The following is a 20140-nucleotide window of genomic DNA, read 5'->3' as shown; positions in this document are numbered from 1 at the left end:
TTATCCCCCCTGGATTTCTTTTCCGCCGAGTTTTTTGATCCATTCGAGGAGATTCTTGTAGTCTTTTTCTTCTTTCACTATCGTTTTGATGCCACTGGAAGGTGTTTTTCCACCTTTGACTTCTGTTATCAACTCACCATCATTAGTTACCCTGCTTCTCATCAGCAAAACAACTAATTTCCATTTTCCTCTCTCACCTTCGTGAACTGAAAGGAAAAGCGGAGAAGCTTTTCTCCCATCGATATCATCAATGCCCAATCCTCTCAGAGAAGAAGAGACAATGACTTTCAGTCTTCTTATCTCTCCTCTTCCTAAGTTCTGATATTGAATGGGAAGGCCGACGACAGCAGTTGGAATCTCGATCTTTTTCTCTGTTTTTCTACCTTTCAACAATCCTTCTAAAGCCTCAACCAAATCTTTAACACAATCGCCCTCAGAAAATCTCATTTTTTGTTTTAAAGATGGATACCACCCCTTGAAATTTCTCCCTACTTTGAAAACCTCTCTTAGGACTTCTAAAGGAGAATTCCCGCTAAATTTTGTTATTTCAAAAATTTTGTAATCGCAAAAACAGGGAAAATCCGGTATGCCGTTGAAATTGGTTCTTCCCAACTTGATTTTTACTTTTGATGACGAATTGTGATGATTCACAAATTCTCTGATGTGCTCTTGACACTCACTGATCACCAGATTGTAGTCATTTCTAGTAAGTTTTGGATCCACAATCTCGAATTCTCCAAAACCTTTCCTCGTCTTCGCTCCAAAACCGGAAAAAGTGGAAACGAGTTTGAGCAAACTCAGAATTATTCCTTTAATACTATCGTTTGCCGTCTGGAGAATTATGATAAAATTTTTTCCTTCTTGGAGATATTCATAAATTCCACTTTTGTCGTACAAACCGTACAAAGCATATTTTGTATCTTTTAAGCGGTCATCGGTAAAAGAAAACCTGTTATTCATGTATTTTCCCAAAGCTTGCGATTCTCCTTCCACCTTAACCTCCAAACTAAAAGAAGATTTTCTTTCCTGAGATCCGAAGATCAATCCCTCAAGATATTTCAAGCCCTTGTATTTCTCTTTTTCCCATCTCTCTTTCTCTTTCTTACTGAGATTTTCTAAACCTTCGAGTGAGTATATGTCTATCACCGTTGGAGCGATGGCACGAAACCAGAATCTGAGGACCCCTTTGATGCTTTGCGGCCTCAGCTCGAAGGGATATACTCTGTTTCCGTTCTCCCACTTCGGCTCAGCTGCGCCTCTTGAAAACATAGGAGTTACAACCTTACATTCGATCTCCAAAACACTCACCCCCTCAGAAGATGAAGCCATCTTCTCCTTTCTCCACTCCCAGAGTTTCCAGGTTGAACACCTTTTGAGAGTCCATAACGTAAAATCTAACTGAGTCTTCTTTCTCGTCTATCAGTCTTGAAACCTCCAATTTCAGCTTTTCATATTTTCCGGGGGAAAGTTCCCCCTCCAGAACGGAGTTTTGAACCCATTTGAGGTATTTTCTGGCTATTTTCAAAATTTTTGCTACTCTTTTTTCGTTCACGTCGTAAACCATTATGACGTACATTCCAATCATTCCTCGGATCCGAAAACCTGTTCACCTATGAGGTGCTTCTCCAGTTTATGAAGTTCCATCTTTATCAGAGATCTCATGGAAACGTACCGGTTCAACTTTTTGTGGAAAACTGTTTCCCTCAAAGCCTGTTCGTAATTTTTGACAAACAGACTTTTTCCCTCGTCGTTGAGCATTAGACCCTCTGAAATTTCATCGAAATGTTTTTCGTTTATCTGACGAGTGTTGACGAGATTCAAAAACAACCTGTCCACTACAGCTGGTTTGAATAGCTCTGCTATATCGAGATTGAGTGAGAACCTTCTGAAGTTCGTCTCATGGAGATAACCTATCCTCGGGTCCAGATGTGTCTGATAGATGAGGCTCAAAACAGTCGTATAAAGGAGCGAATTTCCGAAACTGATAAGCGTGTTGGCAAAATTCTTGGGAGGTCTTCGTGTTCTCTTCTCTATACGGAATCTTTCATCTGACACGAGACTGTCTATCATCGAGTAGTACTCTTCTCTCGCGTTTCCTTCTATTCCCATCAACTCTGATACATTGCTCGCCTCTTCTGCTTTCTTTTTATATCTCGTTAGTGAATCAGCCCGAACTTTTCGTTTTTTCAAAAAGTCGACCATGTTTTGAAACGATCTTGAAACTATTTCTCTTGCTATGAGCATTCTCTTTTCTTGGTTAATGTAGTGTTCAGCCTGTTTCAGTATCAGAAAACCGCTGTTTAAATACTCTCTGGGATAAAAAGTGCCTACATAATACCCCTCTCTGTTGAAAAAGTGAATAGGAATTCTTTTCTGAGAAAGAAACTCGAGGAATCTTTTGTTGAGATCTACCTCCCCAAAAACCTTTATATCCATCACGTTTTCAACGGGTATGTACTTTCGGCCCGATTCTGTTTCGAGGCAAATGGTATTCGCTTTTCTTTTCAACGTTCCGCTTGAAAAGAGATAGACGCTCTCCATCCTTCCACCTCACGAAAAACAGAAAAGTTCATAACCACACTTTCGGCAAATTCCTTTTCTCTTGGGTGGTGGAGGAGTTTCTTCTTCAAGGAGGGAAGATACTTCCTCGAGGACCTTTTTGATTTTCTCTCTGTTTTCTTCTGTGAGCTCAACCGGTATTCTTTTGTTCTCTTTTGGTACTATGATCTCTCCCCTCGCTTTCACACCTTTTTCCTCGAGCCTGTAAAGATAGTAAAGGAGCTGGTACTCAGCTCCCCTTTTTGAAGCGGATGATTTTTTCACTTCGCCAACCACTCTCACTCCTTCTCTTTCAAACATGGTATCGATCTTCATACCAGGAAGCATGACAGAATCGCTGTAGTCTTCGTGGATGAACCTTCCTATCTCTATGTGCATGTTTCCCTGATCTGGAAGAACCCCATGCGCCATCAGCCATGCTTCCCTTTTGCAGTTTATATAGCTCAAAACAACAGATCCAGAAATCATCATATGATGATCACCTCATCGGATCCTTCCACTCTCAAACCTTTCACGGGGTGGTACCATTTGTCGAGAACGTTCCTGTGAATAACCATCATGCCGGCAATCGTGTGTGGGAATGGAAGATCCCTCTTTATCCTCGCGCTCACGATGTAGGGGGAAAGTTCCCTGAACAAACTTTTCACGAGAGAGAAGTTTTCTCTTGATCTTTTCCCACTGAAGATCTCTGCAAATTCTTCGAATACTCTTTGAGCCTCTTCATCAACAAGAACGATGAACGGCACCGTTGGCTCTGGTTCAATGAGACTGAATTCTCCTATTTTTTTGAAATTCAAATTCTCGAGCGCCTTGCCGATTCCTTTCTTGTCCGGATTGCCGTACGTTTTCACGTAGCTGAAGAAATCCTCCACGAGCATGAAAAACTCGCTTTCCTCCAGAAATTTGTGGTTTTTCAACACGTTCATGGAAGTTTCTGTGAGAAAGCTCCCGTAAACATATGAGGAAAAGAGGGTGTTTTTTCTCTCATCCCTGACGGGTACGACTATCACTTCTCCCTTTTCCAACTCGAAGTGCCTGTTGCACCTCCCCGCTGCCTGAACAATACTGTCAACAGGTGCTATGTCTCTTATCACCCTCTCGAATGAGATATCAACACCTGCTTCCACCACCTGAGTGGAGACACACAGATCGTACTCATTTATCTTCGAAACGATCTCCAGTCTGTGCTTTGGTATCACCCTGGAGGAAAGGAAACAGGTTTTTCCCATGCCTTCAACAACGTCGTATATCTCCTCGGCTTCTCTTATCGTGTTTGTTATGATGAGCGTTCTTTTTCCATCCTTCAAGGTCTCTCTTACGAATTCCTTGTATTCTTCAAAGCTCATTTCTTTTTCTACTTTCAGAACAGTTCTGTTCAAGGCTGTGAAATAAACATTCTTGTTAGACACCACTTCCAGAGCCTCTTTCAAAAGAGCGGGCTTTGTCGCTGTGGAGAGCAAAACGGTGGTGCCCATTTTCGAGAGGAATTCAACGGTTTTTTCAACAGGGGTCCAGTATTCGTGAGGTATTGCCTGGACCTCATCAAGTATGAGAACAGCTTTTGGGAATTTGTAGAAGAACGGAATCTTTCTGAAAGTGATGAGAGACTCCAGAAGCGACACGAATGTTGTGACTACCACCCTGGAGTGCCAGAGGTTCATCAGGAGATCTTCGTATTTATCAGGTTCCTCATAAGCTGGATTTGCAAGGTGATGAAAGGGAAGGACGAAGAATGGGCTTTCTGTTTCAAATATTTCCTTTATCTTATCGACGGTCTGCTCAATTATGTTTATGAAGGGAAGAGCGTATATTACGATCGTGTCTTCATCAGCGAGATGGCTGGCAAAAAGGAGATTTGCAATAGTTTTTCCTATTCCCGTCGGTGCGGTTATGGAGTATATCTTTCCTCTTTCGGGTTTGAAGCTCAAGATTTCCTCCTGAAATTTCCACCTCAGAGAATCGATCTGGTTTTTTCTGCCAAGCTTTTCTCTGTAGGAGAGAATCTTCTCCTTTTCATAAGAAGGAAGGGAGGGAAGCGGTTCGCTCTTGAAAACCACATCCTCCCTATCCGAAGAAACGAGTATGGACATAAAAAGGTGGATCAAAAAGTAGTCAGATAGGTCTTTTTTTCCAAGGATAGAGAACTTACTGATCGATCTTTTTATCCTTTCTATTGTTTCTGATAGCTTAAGATCATGAAGATCATATCTTCTCAGGAAATCCTCTGGAATGGCTGAGAACTGCTTTTCCAGGACTTTCTCATCTATTTCTATATCCAGAAAGTTCCTGAAATCTCCGTGGTGTCTTCTTATTATTTCGAAGCCGAATATTCTGAGTTTGTCCGGCAAGTTTTTTGACCTGTGAAAGAAAGCAACCGCGGAGAAAAGAGCGTGCGCACTCAAAGATCTTTCGACTCTTTCACCGCTCAAATGCTTCTGAAAGTAGATTGTACTCTTTCCAACATCGTGCGATTCAGAGAGCAGGGAAACGAATTCTTCCAGAACATTTTCATCGTATCCGAAAAGTTCTTCCCAGGAAAGATCAAGCGACCTGAATTTTTCCAGAGAGCGTCTTTTAACACCCTCAAGATGATCAATCAGTCTTCTGTCAGGATGAGATTTCATCACATCCACACTATGTTCTGCTCTCCCACCCTCCACACTTCTCCCCCTTCCACCTTCACAGGAGATAAGTCCCTCTTGAAAATGTAAACCGCAGATTCAAGCATGTTTCGCTCTTTGTCCATTTTTCTTGTGACCCTCTCGAATATGAGATAGTGTGAAGGCTCCGGCAAAAGCTTTACTGTGTTCGGAACAACCGTGTGGACCTCGCAGGGAAAATCTGCTACACGGGTTGCTTCGTACTTTCCCACGTAATTCAGTCTGGCAATAAAGCTTGCCACACCAAGGTAAGGTGTGAAGATGGTTTCGCTGTGTTCGAGAAGGTTCTTCAACCTCTCAAAATCTTCGTCTTCCCAGCTGAAAAACACCCTGTAAGCAGGATTCTTCAGAAGTTGAAGACTTATTCTTGTTCTTTTTGAAGCTTTTTTGTCTTTCTTTGTTTCCACAAAGTTCGTTCCCGTTCGCAGAAACTTCAAAGGATTTTTTATCTGAACCGCCACTTTTGCACTGTCGAGTCTTTCGGGTGTGGAATATCCCAGAACACACCCCACAAGCCCCAAAAGAGTGGTTCTTGGTGGAAAGGGAAGGGTGTACGATGATGTCGTTGTGTAAGGTCTTCTGAAGAGAGCGTAGGGAGCAGAAACATCAAAGACCAGAACTTTCATTCTCACCACTCCAGTTTTACAAGCTGGAAACCTCCGAATATCTCCTCAAAAGGCTTCTCTTCTCCGTTCTCCGCGAGTTTTAAGCGGTTGTCAACAGAGTATTCTATTCTTTCGATCTTGTCCTTAAGGGATTCCAGAACCTGCTTGAGTTCGGTAACGTCGAGTTTCAACTCGGAGATGTCTCTTATTTCTTCATCTTCTTTCTCGGACACGACCTTCACAAGGTAATCGAGTTCTCCGGAGTGGTAGTTCACACCTTCCTTGTAAACAACTCTCATCAGGAGTCTGGGATTGTGCTCCATTTTCGATCTTGTGATGAGGTTCTTCGTACCCATCCAGATTCCTTCAAGAAGCTTGGAAACATCTTCTTCGGTGAGTCCTGTAAACTTTGCAGAATTCTGATTTATCACACCGTAGAATGCTATGAGGGCATAGGGTACAACCTGATCCTCACGAAAACTCCTCTGTTTTGAATTCTCGGTTGCGAACGCAGCAGTTCCCTGGATAGTCATGAGTTTGACTCTGTGAAGACTCGTTCCGTATCTGAACTGAACAGGACCAGTTATGGAAGATTCCATAGCTCCTTTTTTCGACTGAGGAATAACGGCACCGAAGAGTCTGATATCGATGCACTTCTGGCATGCGTCGTTTACGTCCTTGATTCCAAGCTCTTTGACTCTGTCTTCCGGTACCACCGCTTCACCGGTCACCCAGAGCGTTTCGTCGTAGCACTCCGCAAGATAATCCCTCACAGTTCTTTTGAGTCTCACGTCTGTGACAAAGAGTCTGGATGTTTCTTCATCAAAGCGCGGTCTGTTCTCATCGAGTGGATCACCGTTCGGATTTGCCCACTTCACATCGTAGATGAAAAGCACTTCACTCCTGTTCTTCACTGGATTCATCGACCCCTACCTCCCTGAAGAAAGTTTTCCCGAGAGAAAGTCCCGAGACGAAGACAAAACTGATCTCGTCGGGTGATGCTGACCAGTTCCCAGCTTCGAGGAAAGCTTCAGCAGTCTCCCTGAAAAGCTCTGCCACACTTTCACTCATTCCACCGTAGGCTTCGATCTTGGCTCTGATTTCCGGAAGAAGCCCCTCCACATCTCTCTTTGTCAGTCTGAGTCCTTTCAGTTTCTTCGTGAAAGCCTTCGAGTTTCTTTTAACGTACTGCAGATAAAGAAGGTAATTTGCCAGAACTCCTTCTAAAAAGACTGCTTTCTTCCACGGTTCATCGAAAAACTCCGGATACCTGGAGAAGAAATCTTCACCCTTCAAAACGGAAGCACCCCCCTTTAAGACGTTCAAGCGTCTCAGATAAACATACGTGGCAAAAGCTTCACGTGCAGAAAGTAAAGTATCATTTCCAAAGAAATCGCTTCTTATTTTCGAAAGAAAGAGAGTCAGCAGCAGTTTTTTATCAAACGTTCCCTCAGAGAATACAGCACTAAACAGGGAGTTGAAGTATCTGTCCAGATCCTCGAAGAATTTGTGAATCACTGAGAAGTTCACAGAAACTTTGAAACCGTCTTCTTTGAGTTGAGATTCTATCTTCTTTGATTCTTCAAGGATCCGTCTTACTCTGGTAGGCGAGACTTCCTCAACGTGAAGAACTATTCTTTCTGCCTGTTGTTCTTTTTCTATCAGTACAAAATCGTAAACAGCTCTTTCGTTTTCCGAAAGAACTTTTTCAATCTCTTCTTCGAGCCTAGCGAAACTGCGAAACTTTGAGTTTTTGTCGGTGTCTTTTATTTCATATATTTTTTCAATCACTGATTCCAGAATATCCTGATCGGGTACGGAGGGGATTATCCAGAGAATTCTGTTGTTGCTGAAGAAGGAAAAAGAAAGCTTTTCATCAATTGCTCTTCTGGCTTTTTCCAGAACACTCCTGCAATCATCACAAATCTGGATCGGATGTTTCTTGGAAAGAAAAGGTGTGAAGCCAGGCTTGTCAAAGGTGGCAAATTTGAACACATCACTCAGTCTGGAATTTGCTTCTTTTCCACACAGAAAACATTTTGCCTCTCCCTTAGTTTTCTTCTGTGTGACTTTATCTTCAAACGCCTGGAGAATTTCTGGAACTTCTGCGGGAAATTTTCCATCGATGGATATCGTGAGGAATCTGTTTTTTACATCGTAATTTCTTAGCTTGTCAATAATCTCTTCTTTATTTCTCTCGAGGACATCTTTGATGTGAGATATCTTCGGATGGTCGAAAAAGCCTAAGAAGACATCAAAGGTCCTTTCCAGAGGGTCTCTTGAACCACTAGATTTGTCGAGAAATTTCATGGTGGGGGAAACAGAAGAGGAGAAATTCCCGCGCTGTTTTCTGTAGAGGAAGATTTTCGAGTTCTTACCCCCTGGTTTTTTCTCGATAGAAACAACATCCTTGAAAACCAAACCCTCTGAATTACTCTCAAGAAAGATAGCTATTCCTTCATCAGAAGGAACTTCTTCAGCGAAGTTTGAAAAAGAATCACCACCAATTTTCCCAAGATTGTATATCTTTTCAAGCACCCCTATCCCCCCTGCGGTGTTATCATTCACATTTTAACGTACACTTTCTGACAACAATCTAAATCCATAGTCATTGCACCTGAAAGGAAGTATTGAAACAGTATCGAAGATGAAGAAATCATACGGTTTGTGGGCTTTTCATACCTCTAAGGAAGGATTGAATCTCTTCTTGATAGCCTTGTAGTTGTCTGTGGTCATGGTTTCCATACCTCTAAGGAAGTATTGAAACGAACACTCGAGCAAGATTTTGTGCTTTGACAGTCGTGTTTCCATACCTCTAAGGAAGTATTGAAACATACAACATTGTTCCACATGTCTTGCCAATACTGCTGTTTCCATACCTCTAAGGAAGTATTGAAACAAAGAACGCGAGCATTCAGTCGAAGCACAGAAACTTCTGGTTTCCATACCTCTAAGGAAGTATTGAAACGATTCTTTTGAGTCTGTTCAACTTGTCGCTAATGCGTAGTTTCCATACCTCTAAGGAAGTATTGAAACTCTTCGATGTACATTATTGCGTCTCCCGCTGATACTGGTTTCCATACCTCTAAGGAAGTATTGAAACCATGAACACTGTTGTGCCACTAGCTGAAATGATTCTGTTTCCATACCTCTAAGGAAGTATTGAAACATATCTTTGCGACAGAACATGTTGAAGATACGGAGGGTTTCCATACCTCTAAGGAAGTATTGAAACCAATTACCGCAACAATTCCACCTGAAACAATGGAAGGTTTCCATACCTCTAAGGAAGTATTGAAACGCCCTGCAACTCCTTCCACATCTTTTCCACGCTCTGCTGTTTCCATACCTCTAAGGAATTATTGAAACCGAGGTGTTGAGATTGAAAGAAGATCCTCTTTATTCTGGTTTCCATACCTCTAAGGAATTATTGAAACCACAGTATGGAAAGCTTGTCTCATTGCTTCCTGCTGTTTCCATACCTCTAAGGAATTATTGAAACTAGACATTCCTGTTGCCGGTAGCGTTGAGTATTCATGTTTCCATACCTCTAAGGAATTATTGAAACTGGTTCGCGACGTTGTGCTCGAGACGGTGTGTAAAGGTTTCCATACCTCTAAGGAATTATTGAAACGAGTGTTCGAATGGATACCCTGGCTTGGCGACAAAAGTTTCCATACCTCTAAGGAATTATTGAAACGTTACCGTAATATTCAAACTGATTTCTTTGGAGTCAGTTTCCATACCTCTAAGGAATTATTGAAACTTGAAGGTGAAGGACGATGTCGGATAGAGAATTTTAGTTTCCATACCTCTAAGGAATTATTGAAACTCAACCTCGGTCATAGAACAGTGAAAGGGCTTGATCGTTTCCATACCTCTAAGGAATTATTGAAACTGAGGATCCTTGCAAGTATCGAAGCAAATGAAGAGGGTTTCCATACCTCTAAGGAATTATTGAAACCCGTTGAGTTCAAGAGAAATTATATCACAAACACACTCTGAAAGCAAGATGTTTTTTGAACTTCCATATTCTCCTTTTCCATAAACCATTCTAACACACAAGAGAGCACCTTCAAGTACTGTTTGGAAAAATGGAATAATTGCATAGTTCAACAATGAAAGAACACAAGCAAAAAACAGAAGATAAATTATATCAACCTACGTCAGGGCATTTTGGGGTGTTTTTGGTAAAAATCGATTAGTTCTATGTTTCACAAATAGATGAAAGAAGGTCTCCCTCAATGTGTTAGAAGTTAACTGTTAACTTCTCGAATTTAAAGCACTTACACGTAATCTATCTCCACAAATTCTCTTCATATTGTCTCTTCATATCATCCATTATTCCCTTTTTAACGCATAGCTTCCGGTACCACAAATCCGCATGAAATTTTTCGTTACCGGTAATTGCATACTCTGTATCGATCTTCCAGTGCCATGTACACGCATCACCCACTTTGTGAATGATTGGAACTAACCTGGTTTGTATGAATAAAACATATTAAGATTTAGTTAATAAAGATTTTTCTAACATCACCTTCTGAAATACTTCCAGATGTTAAAATATCAGAGAAGCTTTCGCCGTGGAGGTGATCTTTGTGAATCCCTACGAAGTCCTTGGTGTTCCACCTGGTGCTTCAAAGGAAGAGATAGAGAAAGCTTACAGAGAGCTGGTGAAAAAGTACCATCCGGACCGATACAAGGATCATCCTCTCAAAGATCTTGCGGAAGAAAAAATGAAGCAGATCAACGAAGCGTACGCTGTATTGATGAGTGGTGAGTTTTCAGAAACACCCGGACAGGAAAATGTACATAACACGTTCTATTCCATGGGATACAGATACAGGGGGAACGACGGCTGTCGCGATATTCTCGCCTGCCTTGGATGTGCATGGTGCACAGATACCTGTTGTGAAGCATGCGGGGGTGACTGCATTCCTTGCATGTGAAGAAAGTCACTTATGGAGGGCTCGTTTCCGCTCTCGTTGTCCTTCTACTCTACATTGGGAACTTCACGAAGAGCAAGATATTTTTCGCCGCTTTGAGCAGTGTTTTCACAGGGGTTCTTGTGGAACTCTTCGGGATCGGATCTGTTCCAATCATAATCGCTGTGAATGTTCTTGTGTTTCTTCTTGTTCCTAATCCAGGCTATGTTTTGCTCTTTTTCGTGCTTTCTTTTTACGGTTTTCTCAGAAAGAAACCGATTCTCATCAGGTTTCTCTACTTGAACGCTTCTACTCTGCTTTTGGTGTTTGTGGCTTCAAAATTCTTCAATGCTGAACTGCCTGATGTTTCCTTTTCTCTCTACGTGCTCGGCTTTCTTGGTGTTCAGGTTGCGTTCTTTGTCTACGACTACCTGTACAACAGGATCCTTCAAGAACTTCTCAGAATCATCAGGAGGAAAAATTGATGTTTGGATATATCAAACCCTTGAAGTGCGAACTGAAAGTGAAGGAGTACGAAGAATTCAGAGGGTACTACTGCGGTGTCTGCAAAGCTTTGAAAAAGTATTCAATCATTCCGCGTTTCCTCCTCACCTACGAAGCCGCATCACTTGGACTTCTTCTTTCAAGTCTGAACAACAGCGATTTGAAAAGAAAAAAAGAACTCTGTATCTTCACCCTCAAAAAGGTGGATTTTTACTCCTCAAGCGAAATAGACGAGGTGGCTCGTGTTTTCACTGCCCTTCTTCGTGAAAAGCTGAAAGACAACTACATAGACAGAAAAAATCCCGTTTACCTATTTGCGAGCGCTTTTTTGAAGAAAGATCCCGAAATATCCAGTCTTTTTGAGAACTTCTACGAAATGGAAAAAAAGGAACAAGATTTCAAAATCCTCGCAGAAGAACAGGGCAAAATAGTTGGAACAATCCTCAGCAAAATGGTTAAAGAAGAAACCCAGAGAAAAATTCTTTACTACCTTGGTTTGTCTCTTGGAAAATGGCTCTATATCGTAGATGCGCTGGATGACTTTGAAAAGGATAAGAGAAAAAACGTGTTCAACCCGCTCGTCAAGAAATACAACGGTGACCTTGAAAAGGCACGATCCGAACTGAGACGCCACCTGAAGAAATGTATTGATGAGATATGGAAAGCCTACGACCTTCTCGATATAAAGAGGAACAAGACAATACTTGATAATGTGATCTTTCTCGGAATTCCGACCACAACGGAAAAAATCCTCAAAAGGAGCCAAACTTGAAAATGACAGCAAAGGAGAGGGACGCCTTTGTGAGAACTATGAAGCTCTGTACAAAATTACTTCACCATACTGGGGTTCCTGAAGCTTTATCCTTCCTTCCTCGTACTTCCCGACTGTTGGAGGTTCATTCTCAAGTCCAACGATTCTGATCGTTATGTATCCATACTGGTCTATCGTGCCGGTTATGTTGAAATAGACTTCTGTCTCCAAGTCGTATCCCTGCGGGCTACCAATCGCTCCGGTTTTCCCGGTGAAGCTGGAACCATTCTGGTCTTCTACTATCAACACAACTCTGAAAGATTCCACAATTCCATCACCGTTAAAATCGCCTACGAAAGTGCCGCTTTCCCATCTGCCCTTTATCACAGGAACAGAAGGTCCAGAGCTGGACGATACAAAAGAAGTAACAAAAAGCAGAATAACCACAACGAAACTGAGAAAGATGAAACCCTTTTTCACGCTACCCCTCCTCATAGCGCCCCTCTCCTTTATTCTTTCTTTTTGCATTCACAGGAAAAACAGCTCTTCGGTGGTGATAGAACTCAATAAAGAACAAACTGACTTTACTCAACAATCCTGTAGATCTCTACATCTCCATGTCCGTACTTTCTGCTCTCACCGGTGCCACAAAGCCTCGAGAGTTTCACCAGAGCGGTCGTTTCAGGGGTGAGGGTTTTCAAGGTCACGATAACACCGTTCTTTGTGTTTCTCAGAGAAACCGGCTGGAAGGCGGGTTCAACCTCGACACCGAGGAAGAGTTTCATGTCTTCTTTCAACTGCTTCAGTGAGAAACCCTTTGCTCCTTTCACCTTCAAAGTGAACACCCCGGGTGAATCGAAAAGATCTCTCTTTTCGTATATTTCGACGTAGGCTCTTCCGGGTTTCACGACTGCGTTCAAAACACGGGGAACGTTGAGAACCAAGAAATGAAAGAGCGAAGAAAGAGGCGAGGAGATAACAAGAGCGTAACCACTCCTCGCCCGAAACGGACCGATCACTCTCATTGTTCCATCCGGTGCTTCTTCCACGAAGGAAGCCACTGCCGGATCGATGGACTCGATTTTCGAGAGGACAAACTCCCACTTCTTTTCATCCGATGTGAACTCCTCTTCTACGTAGATTGGGAATCTTCCAACCACAACGCACACCATCCTATCGGAGATATCACTCTGTAACTGTTGTTTTCACTCTGAACGAGGTATCTCCTCGTGAGAGGAGCTTCGTCATCTTTATGGTACTTTATAATGTTTCTCACCTGTTTTCTTGTCTCTTCGTCAAGGAGAATGAAGAGCGAATTTGCCATGAGTCCTCCACCGTATCCTATGTGTATGAGTACGTACTTCTTGCTTTGAAGCACTTTCTCTATCTTTTGGAATCTTTCTTCGATTTTACTGGTGTCGAGCTTTTCAAAATTCTCCTTTGCTTTTTTAAAGCGTTCTCTTTCGAATTTGAAGACTTCGGAGTAGAACTCGTTCACGATCGAAAAGATCTCTTCAATGCTTCCAGGAAGTTCTACTCCGTAGCGTTTTCTCACGTGTGTGAGAAAGTAATCGTATTCTTCTTTCACAAACCTCACATCAAAGACGAAATCTCTGTTGATAGGAACAAACTCCAGAGGGAAAGTTCTGGGGTGAGTGTTGGGACGAGCTACGTAGAAAATCCCGACATCGTGCACAACCAGCTGGGTCCTCAGTGTTTGAGAATCAGAAACTCTTAGGAAGCGGAAGTAATCGGTGTTGATCTCTTTTGGAGCAAATCTGAACAATCCATTCAGGAATTCATTGGTCTGATAGAATGCCCTTTTGTGATTTTGAAGATCCTTTTGTACATTCCTGCGGAATTCTTCAAGAAGATTCCTGTTGTTCCTCAAAACGTGCCAGGTGAGTGCAAGTCTTACAGCGCCTTTCAGCGAACTTCCCGGGACATAAACGCTTCCGTCGGGATGGTGAACAACTTCAGGAATCTCCGGATTTTTCTTCCCACTGGAGAAATCTGAGTAGAGGCTCACCTCATAGAAAACACCATCTTCCACGTTTTCTACTTCTTTAAAACTGAGGGGTTTAGAGATATTTTCAGAGATGTTTTGCTTGATTTCAGGGTGTTTCCTCAAAACTTCAAGAAATTTTCTTGTGATAAGCCTCACAGCTGTTTTTTTGTTTTCTTCCTCTTTCAGAACAACGAGGTTGCAAGGAGGATACTTTTCGCCGCTTCCTATGTGAAGGGGAGTCAGTGTTTTGAGAGTCACCTTCATTTCCCATCACCACCGAAAGCCACGCAGAGTGGAGACGTCTGGACAAAATAGTCTTCTATCTTCAACACCCCACGGCCCTCTGGCTTGAAAGGAAACACAGAACCTTCCTGAACATAAGAAATCTCCTTCTTTACCTTCATTTCATCCCTTTTTACTCCGCGCCTTTTTACTACCCTGTAGTATCCTTCGTTCATCTTTGATCTCTCTTCTGCAGAAGGTACAAAAAGCGACAGGGTGAGATAGTACTCACCCTCTTCCGGGAAATCTGGAGCAGATTCGAACTCGGCATTGAAAAGTCCGTATCCGTAAGTTGAGTCAGCGCCTATTCCACTATCTCCAAGAGACTTGACAGCTGTTTTGAAAAGCCCCTCGTATTCATCGGGAAATTCTGCCAGAAATGCCGGAGTGAACCCCTCTTTTACGAAAGCAACTTCCACAAAGTAGAGATTGGAGGAACTCGTTATCCTGTCGAGGGAATTTCTTGGAATCCTCACTATCTCCACCGGATTTTCCTTGCAGACAGCACCGCTTGCTTCCTTTATCGACCGATAGTCAGCGAGCTTGTCCAGGAAAACATAACTTGCTTTCTTCAGCTCCTTTGGACTTTCCTCATCATCTTCTTCCAACGAATAGGTGTTGTAAAGAAAAGGTTTTGGAACAAGAAGGCGATCACCGCGAACGAACAGAAGAGAAGAGACCTTCAACTTCTTTGCGAAGTCTTCGGCTTTCTCAGACCACTTGAAAGCGTGATACACGACAGCACCGTAGATGGTATCGGAATGGATGGTGGGGAGGGTGGAATCGGTCTCGTTCCCCCTACCCACCTTGAAACCACTTCTGAAACTCATCTTCACCAGAAGGCGCACTCCTATCACCCTTTCACGATTTCGGGAATGGCTTTCTTAAAGCCCTCAACACCACCTTTGACTTCTTTTTCTACTGGTGTTCCTTCTCCTTTGTAGTAATCGGCACTCTTGAAGATCACTTTTTCTATACTGAACTTCACTTTTCCGTATCCTCTGCTGCCGTTTCCACCGAGATAGTCGTCTTCGAGAAGCTCCAGAGCTGTGGCTATATTTTCGAGGTCTTCCTTTATGTGCTTTTCGTTCTCTGCCGTGTAGATGATCTCAAATTCAAACTCCGCACCTGCAGGAATTCTTTCAAAGCTTCTCGGATCGGCTTTACAGGTGACTCTGTCCAGTGCGTTCTCTGTTTTCCATTCCGTGTATGGAAGGTCGGTCTCCATGCTGAGGAGTTTTGTTTTTGAATCTTCTGTGAGGAACGCGTCTCTGACAAGAAGGCGTGAAGGGATGTTGTTTCCATTTTTCGAAGTCGAAGTCGAACCGAACACCCTGCAGACTTTACATTCCTTATCTTCGCATTCGTGTCTTCTTACCTTGTTCCCAGATATATCCAGATTCAACAACCTTTCCATCAGGCTTCTCATCTTTCCTTTCACAGAGCTTCCGGGGATGTAGGGTTCTCCCGTGAGAGGATTTCTGATAACGGGATTGTCTATACCACCGATGTTCACGCCGAGCTCCTGACCTCCGATTCTAAGACCTGTTTCCAGAATGATCTTTCCCTTTATGATGTACTTTCCGAGTATCGGCCTTTCCACCGCTCATCCCTCCTTATCTTCTGGCTGCCCTTCTGTTGCTTTTTTCGGATTCAGAATGGAATTTGTGATACGCAAGGATTGCATCGTAGAACTTTTTGAATTTCTCAAACTCATCAGGAGTCTTTATCTCGTTTATGAGAGGTTCAAGTATTTCCTTCAATTCTTTGATACCTTCGATATCCCTTCCAACCTGATATGCGAGAAATATTTTCATGAAGTGAAGCTCGTTAAGGATCTCTTCGTTGAACTTCTCCGGGTTATCCCTGTAGTCCTTCTTTTTGTAGATGTAGTTGCTCCAGATTTTGGTTAAGTGACCATGAAACTTTCTAAGCTGGTTTGTCTTCAGCTTTCCAGAAAGTTCCCTTCCGATTTCCTCTGCCTTTCTCACAAGGTCCTTCAAATCTTCTTTGAGAGAAACGCTCTGAGAAACTGCCACCGCTCATCCCTCCTTCAGCTTTTTCTTGCATGAAGATCCACAAACTGGAGGATTACATTCAAGGCGTTTTCACCGAGGTGATCTATGTTCTCTCTCATGAGATTTGCCACTCTTTTGTCTTCGTCTTTGTTCTCCCTTGCCTCTATGTAGGCGAGGAAGGCTTTGTTCAGAGGAGACTCTTCCCTTGTGAGATTCAAAGCCTTTCTGATGACACTTCTGTCCACTTTATCTGCTATTTCCTTCAGCTCTTGATAAAAGTTGTACATTTCGAAGAAGGTGTTCCACTTCACTGCATAGTAGCTTCTGTTCGAAAATGCTATGCTGTTCTTCCCGGATTTCTTGGCAGCGCTTTCGGCTCTTTCAGACATTTCTCTTATGAGGCTCATGCTTGTCTTTTCATCGGTGATCACGTATCCCGCAGAGAACGTCATGAAATCGTTCGTTGTGAATCTTCCAAACGCCTCTCTCAACTCTTTTGCCACATCCAGAACATCGTTCCATCCGCCAACCAAATAGAGATCGTCTCCACCGGAATAGATCACCATAACGTTCTTTCTTTCAACAATACTCTCTACTCTTTCTTTGAAGAAAAAGCTCATGAGCCTTGAGAGGGTGCTGTATCTGGAGAGGGTCTTTTTCTTTAAGCCTTTGAGAAAGATCTTTCCAAGGTTGTCAACGTCAACAAGGAGGCTCGCTATTTTTTTGCCAGGTGCTTTTTCTGCGATTTTCTCGAACTCCTGTTCTTTGAAATACGTCACCACCTGTATTCTTCTGACGTTCTTTTCCTTCTCTGAGAATTCGTATATCCTTCTCAACTTGTAGCTGAAACCCTCTCCCGGTTCTCTCGAGAAATCGAATTTTCTCTTAAAAATCTCGAACTTTCCATTCTTTCTTTCAGCAAGATACACGTGAGACTCTTCAAGAAGTTCTCTTCCAAGATCGTACATTTCCTTGCAGAAGTCACATGCAATTTCCTCTTCCCCTTCTCGAATGGAAAAGAGCCTGTCTACTCTGTTTCCACAGATTTTGCAGGTGTGGTTTCCCTTCTCCTGGATCAGATTCAAATCATCGGGGAAGATCGCTTCAAGGTCTTTTTCCGTGTACATTCTGTATTTTCTTTCGTTCAACTTTTCACCGATCTTCTTGAAAACCTTGGACATGTCTTCCACGTCTTTCACCGAAAATTCAACAGATTCGATCACAAGGTGGAGTGAAAGACCCCTATTTCTGAACCATTCGTTCAACTCGTTTCTGATCTCTTCGAGGGCTTTCTTCACCTTCTCCGTGTTGGAAAGGACGAGGTAGAAATGCCCTCCTCCTATGAAGTGAACGTTTGTCCTGTAAAAGCCTGTTTTATCAAGAATCTCATCCACAACGACTTCCTGGAGAATTTCTATGAAGAAACTCCTTCCTCTGTAGGATCTGAGAGCGCCTTTTGAAGAGACGTTGGCAATGAAGTTCTGTATCCCGGAGACATCTCCCCCAACAAGGAGGAAAGGTTTCACGTCGGAATTCTCAAAGTATGATTTCATCTCCTGGTAGGATTCGAATTTGAGGTCGTTTTCCTTTGCGTAGTCATAGAGCGAGAGAGCGAGCATAGCCGTGACCTTCAGATGGTCGTAGAGCGATATATCCATGTCTCCTTCCACTCTTGTTTCCTGAGGAATGAACGAGAAGTACTTGTAAGTGAGAAAATTCACATCATCTGGTGTGGGAGAAATCTTCTGAGCGTCTTCGACAAATCTCCTGTAGAGATCCTCGTAGGTTTTCTGATCTTCTTTCATATCCTTTACCGCTTCCACCACTTCGTTGGCTGGTTTTGCAGGAAAGTAAGTGACGTTTCTGGAAGATTCCCCCTCCGGGATCTTTGAGAGGAGGTTGTCCATTCTTCGAAGTTCTTCAAACTTCTGACCTTCAGTCATTCTTTCTTTGCTCGAGAGGTTGTCTGCGAAGCACACATACCAAACCTTTTCGTTTTCCAAACTTTTTTTCAGAAGATCCTTTTCATGATGGTAGTGAATGTAGTCCTGAATTACAGCGAATTTCTTCACTTTGTTTGTAAAATCGTATCCGGCAATCTGATGTCTTCTGTCATCCCCCGCCCTTCTTACGATCTTTCCTATGTCGTGCAGGAGAGCCCCAACGACAAGCTCTTCTCTGTCTTTCAAGGAAGATTCACCTCCTTTTCTCAATCAAGCTCCAGAATTTCACCCACCACAAAAGGATTTTGCTTTTGTTCTTCGTAAGTTCTCTTGTCCACAGCCAGGATAGTTTTTACTTTTCTTCCGTATCTAATTTGATTTTTGGCACGCTCGATAACGTACGTAAGAAAAGTGGTTCCACCTGTGAGATTGACGATCACTTCATCCACGTCAGAAAGATGTTCTTTGATTTCGGATACTACTCGATCTATTTCACTTACACCCATAAAAGGGTCTTCGAGAAGGATTACCCTAAATTCACCCTTGAATTCAGCTTTCTCCAGAATTTCTGAAAGAATAGCTTTTCCCTGTTTTGAAGTTATAACCAGGAGTAGATCAGGTGAAATTTTTTTCAGAACGGTGTATAAAGCACCTTTTGTCGTACCGAGAGGAGTGAGAAGAGCTCTTTTTCTGTTTCGCTGAGTTTTTCTCGCAGACTCCAGAAGTTGTTCCGGTGGGGTTTGAACAAGCACTTTCAGGTGATCTTCTATCTTTTTCAAGGAGGGAAGCTGGAGTTTGTTGAATCCGAAATGAGCAACATGATTTCTTGCCTGAAGGATGGTATCATAGCCAAACGTTGAAATGTTCACAGACTCTCTAACATTTCTATCCAAGAAGTCACTCTTCTCCCCTCCAGACATCAAATAGACATTTATAAGATATTCTCTTGCCAAACGAAGAGCCATACCTAAATCTCCTGTTTGAAGATAGAAATCCAGTAACTCTTTTTCAGATTCCAATTCTTTTTCGCTCAGTTCAAAATTCTCCGATTTAACATGTATAGCCCTGTATCTTTTTTCGATCCCATCTAAGAGAGCCGCAATCTCTGGAACAAAAACCTCCGTCTCCTCTCTTATTCTTGCCTTATTTCTATCAATAAAATTGAAGAAATTGGTTAAATTCTTCCTTATGGCTACTATGGATCCAAGACGTATAGAAGACGAAAGATCCTGAAGTTTTTGAGACATAGAACCAAGTAGCTTTGGTTTTTTCGAACTTTGACTTCTCCTGTATATTTCTTCATTTCTCTTTTTTATCAAATCAGCGAGTTCTTTCGCATATCCATACTCTTTGAACAATCGAACAGCATATATCCATGATGTAGCTTCAGTTAGTGGGGTCAAATCTTCGCACTCTGTTACTTTTGTTTCTTTATTGTACTTGCCGTAAACTACGCTCACATTAACATCTTTGGCCTCTTTAAGGTACAGGGCTACTACACTTGCCATCAATGGAATACTTCTGAACGAATGAGTAACATCCAGTATAACTCTGTCCCCTTCTTCCAGATTCTCTATAAGATTCTTTACTAGAAAGTTCATTAGGTCACCTGGGGGTAGCTCTTCTAATATTTCAAAATCTTTGTAAGGTACCTTTCTTGCCTCCAAAAATTTTATGCACTCGCTCCATTTTTCTTTCTCTTTTACCACTTTTGTCAGAAAGAATAACACTTCAACATGCTTCCCGATATGATTCAGATACTCAACTATTGCCAGAGGAAAGATTCTTTGTTGAACACAAAAACCCTCTTCAAAAACTACACAACTTTTTTCGTATTCACCTAAACCAAGAAAAGTAACCAGCTTGACTGTTTCACACATTTCAT

19 protein-coding genes and 1 CRISPR repeat array are annotated in these 20140 nt (G+C 42.4%); of the genes, 3 read left to right on the top strand and 16 right to left on the bottom strand.

What is annotated here, in order from left to right:
* Genes cmr1 through MC24_RS02610 form a run of 8 tightly spaced genes read right to left on the bottom strand, consistent with a single transcriptional unit; the run spans window position 1 to window position 8362 of the window.
* Window positions 1-1308, bottom strand: coding sequence for a type III-B CRISPR module RAMP protein Cmr1 (gene cmr1 / locus MC24_RS02645; RefSeq protein WP_227738453.1), 1308 nt, complete (start codon window positions 1306-1308; stop codon window positions 1-3).
* Window positions 1309-1312: 4 nt separating this feature from the next.
* On the bottom strand, window positions 1313-1576 hold the full coding sequence (gene cas2, locus MC24_RS02640) for a CRISPR-associated endonuclease Cas2 (RefSeq protein ID WP_004082343.1): 264 nt from the start codon (window positions 1574-1576) through the stop codon (window positions 1313-1315).
* 5 nt (window positions 1577-1581) lie between these two features.
* Complete coding sequence (cas1b, locus tag MC24_RS02635) at window positions 1582-2541, bottom strand: type I-B CRISPR-associated endonuclease Cas1b (RefSeq protein ID WP_004082344.1); 960 nt, start codon at window positions 2539-2541, stop codon at window positions 1582-1584.
* A gap of 9 nt (window positions 2542-2550) precedes the next feature.
* Complete coding sequence (cas4, locus tag MC24_RS02630; protein ID WP_004082345.1) at window positions 2551-3030, bottom strand: CRISPR-associated protein Cas4; 480 nt, start codon at window positions 3028-3030, stop codon at window positions 2551-2553.
* Window positions 3027-5183, bottom strand: a complete 2157-nt coding sequence (gene cas3, locus MC24_RS02625) for a CRISPR-associated helicase Cas3' (RefSeq protein ID WP_235280291.1) — start codon at window positions 5181-5183, stop codon at window positions 3027-3029. The genes cas4 and cas3 overlap by 4 nt, the downstream gene beginning before the upstream one ends.
* Window positions 5183-5845, bottom strand: coding sequence for a type I-B CRISPR-associated protein Cas5b (gene cas5b / locus MC24_RS02620; RefSeq protein WP_004082347.1), 663 nt, complete (start codon window positions 5843-5845; stop codon window positions 5183-5185). Before cas5b ends, cas3 begins: the two co-directional genes overlap by 1 nt.
* Window positions 5846-5847: 2 nt before the next feature.
* Window positions 5848-6747, bottom strand: a complete 900-nt coding sequence (cas7b, locus tag MC24_RS02615; RefSeq protein ID WP_004082348.1) for a type I-B CRISPR-associated protein Cas7/Csh2 — start codon at window positions 6745-6747, stop codon at window positions 5848-5850.
* Window positions 6722-8362 (bottom strand): TIGR02556 family CRISPR-associated protein, encoded by a 1641-nt coding sequence (locus MC24_RS02610; RefSeq protein WP_004082349.1) that lies wholly within the window; start codon window positions 8360-8362, stop codon window positions 6722-6724. The genes cas7b and MC24_RS02610 overlap by 26 nt, the downstream gene beginning before the upstream one ends.
* 134 nt (window positions 8363-8496) lie before the next feature.
* A CRISPR array of direct repeats spans window positions 8497-9788; the repeat unit is 30 nt; unit sequence GTTTCCATACCTCTAAGGAAGTATTGAAAC.
* Between the two features lie 634 nt (window positions 9789-10422).
* Here MC24_RS02610 and MC24_RS02605 point away from each other — a divergent pair.
* Genes MC24_RS02605 through MC24_RS02595 form a run of 3 tightly spaced genes read left to right on the top strand, consistent with a single transcriptional unit; the run spans window position 10423 to window position 12025 of the window.
* Window positions 10423-10773, top strand: coding sequence for a J domain-containing protein (locus MC24_RS02605; protein WP_004082350.1), 351 nt, complete (start codon window positions 10423-10425; stop codon window positions 10771-10773).
* Entirely contained in the window at window positions 10770-11234 is a 465-nt protein-coding gene (locus MC24_RS02600; RefSeq protein WP_004082351.1) for a hypothetical protein, read from the top strand. The genes MC24_RS02605 and MC24_RS02600 overlap by 4 nt, the downstream gene beginning before the upstream one ends.
* A complete protein-coding gene (locus MC24_RS02595; protein ID WP_008194416.1) occupies window positions 11234-12025 on the top strand; it encodes a DUF5685 family protein in 792 nt (263 codons plus the stop codon). The genes MC24_RS02600 and MC24_RS02595 overlap by 1 nt, the downstream gene beginning before the upstream one ends.
* 36 nt (window positions 12026-12061) lie before the next feature.
* Here the strand turns inward: MC24_RS02595 and MC24_RS02590 are convergent, their stop codons facing one another.
* The 8 genes from MC24_RS02590 to MC24_RS02555 form a co-directional block, all read right to left on the bottom strand.
* Window positions 12062-12484: a hypothetical protein gene (locus tag MC24_RS02590; protein ID WP_038050942.1), complete on the bottom strand. Its 423-nt coding sequence runs from the start codon at window positions 12482-12484 to the stop codon at window positions 12062-12064.
* 104 nt (window positions 12485-12588) lie between these two features.
* A complete protein-coding gene (locus tag MC24_RS02585; protein WP_004082353.1) occupies window positions 12589-13164 on the bottom strand; it encodes a hypothetical protein in 576 nt (191 codons plus the stop codon).
* Window positions 13137-14276 carry a type III-A CRISPR-associated RAMP protein Csm5 gene (gene csm5, locus MC24_RS02580; protein ID WP_004082354.1) on the bottom strand — a complete coding sequence of 380 codons (1140 nt, stop codon included), beginning with the start codon at window positions 14274-14276 and terminating at the stop codon, window positions 13137-13139. The genes MC24_RS02585 and csm5 overlap by 28 nt, the downstream gene beginning before the upstream one ends.
* A complete protein-coding gene (csm4, locus tag MC24_RS02575; protein WP_029683077.1) occupies window positions 14273-15124 on the bottom strand; it encodes a type III-A CRISPR-associated RAMP protein Csm4 in 852 nt (283 codons plus the stop codon). The genes csm5 and csm4 overlap by 4 nt, the downstream gene beginning before the upstream one ends.
* Window positions 15125-15147: 23 nt before the next feature.
* Complete coding sequence (csm3, locus tag MC24_RS02570; RefSeq protein ID WP_008194400.1) at window positions 15148-15897, bottom strand: type III-A CRISPR-associated RAMP protein Csm3; 750 nt, start codon at window positions 15895-15897, stop codon at window positions 15148-15150.
* Window positions 15898-15910: 13 nt separating this feature from the next.
* A complete protein-coding gene (gene csm2, locus MC24_RS02565; RefSeq protein ID WP_008194398.1) occupies window positions 15911-16333 on the bottom strand; it encodes a type III-A CRISPR-associated protein Csm2 in 423 nt (140 codons plus the stop codon).
* Between the two features lie 14 nt (window positions 16334-16347).
* Entirely contained in the window at window positions 16348-18501 is a 2154-nt protein-coding gene (gene cas10 / locus MC24_RS02560; RefSeq protein WP_008194396.1) for a type III-A CRISPR-associated protein Cas10/Csm1, read from the bottom strand.
* Between the two features lie 20 nt (window positions 18502-18521).
* Window positions 18522-20135, bottom strand: coding sequence for a CRISPR-associated DxTHG motif protein (locus MC24_RS02555; protein WP_029683078.1), 1614 nt, complete (start codon window positions 20133-20135; stop codon window positions 18522-18524).
* Window positions 20136-20140: the final 5 nt, after the last annotated feature.

It is taken from the genome of Thermotoga sp. Mc24 (assembly GCF_000784835.1).
Classification (GTDB): domain Bacteria; phylum Thermotogota; class Thermotogae; order Thermotogales; family Thermotogaceae; genus Thermotoga.
This window is presented reverse-complemented; position numbering and strand designations above follow the sequence as displayed.

Excerpts from the sequence above, each read along its gene's own strand:
- cas4 (WP_004082345.1), bottom strand. The coding sequence starts at position 3,030 with ATGATGATTTCTGGATCTGTTGTTTTGAGCTATATAAACTGCAAAAGG.
- cas5b (WP_004082347.1), bottom strand. The coding sequence starts at position 5,845 with ATGAAAGTTCTGGTCTTTGATGTTTCTGCTCCCTACGCTCTCTTCAGA.
- cas1b (WP_004082344.1), bottom strand. The coding sequence starts at position 2,541 with ATGGAGAGCGTCTATCTCTTTTCAAGCGGAACGTTGAAAAGAAAAGCG.
- cas7b (WP_004082348.1), bottom strand. The coding sequence starts at position 6,747 with ATGAATCCAGTGAAGAACAGGAGTGAAGTGCTTTTCATCTACGATGTG.
- cas2 (WP_004082343.1), bottom strand. The coding sequence starts at position 1,576 with ATGTACGTCATAATGGTTTACGACGTGAACGAAAAAAGAGTAGCAAAA.
- cas3 (WP_235280291.1), bottom strand. The coding sequence starts at position 5,183 with ATGAAATCTCATCCTGACAGAAGACTGATTGATCATCTTGAGGGTGTT.
- csm5 (WP_004082354.1), bottom strand. The coding sequence starts at position 14,276 with ATGAAGGTGACTCTCAAAACACTGACTCCCCTTCACATAGGAAGCGGC.
- csm4 (WP_029683077.1), bottom strand. The coding sequence starts at position 15,124 with ATGAGTTTCAGAAGTGGTTTCAAGGTGGGTAGGGGGAACGAGACCGAT.
- MC24_RS02595 (WP_008194416.1), top strand. The coding sequence starts at position 11,234 with ATGTTTGGATATATCAAACCCTTGAAGTGCGAACTGAAAGTGAAGGAG.
- MC24_RS02555 (WP_029683078.1), bottom strand. The coding sequence starts at position 20,135 with ATGTGTGAAACAGTCAAGCTGGTTACTTTTCTTGGTTTAGGTGAATAC.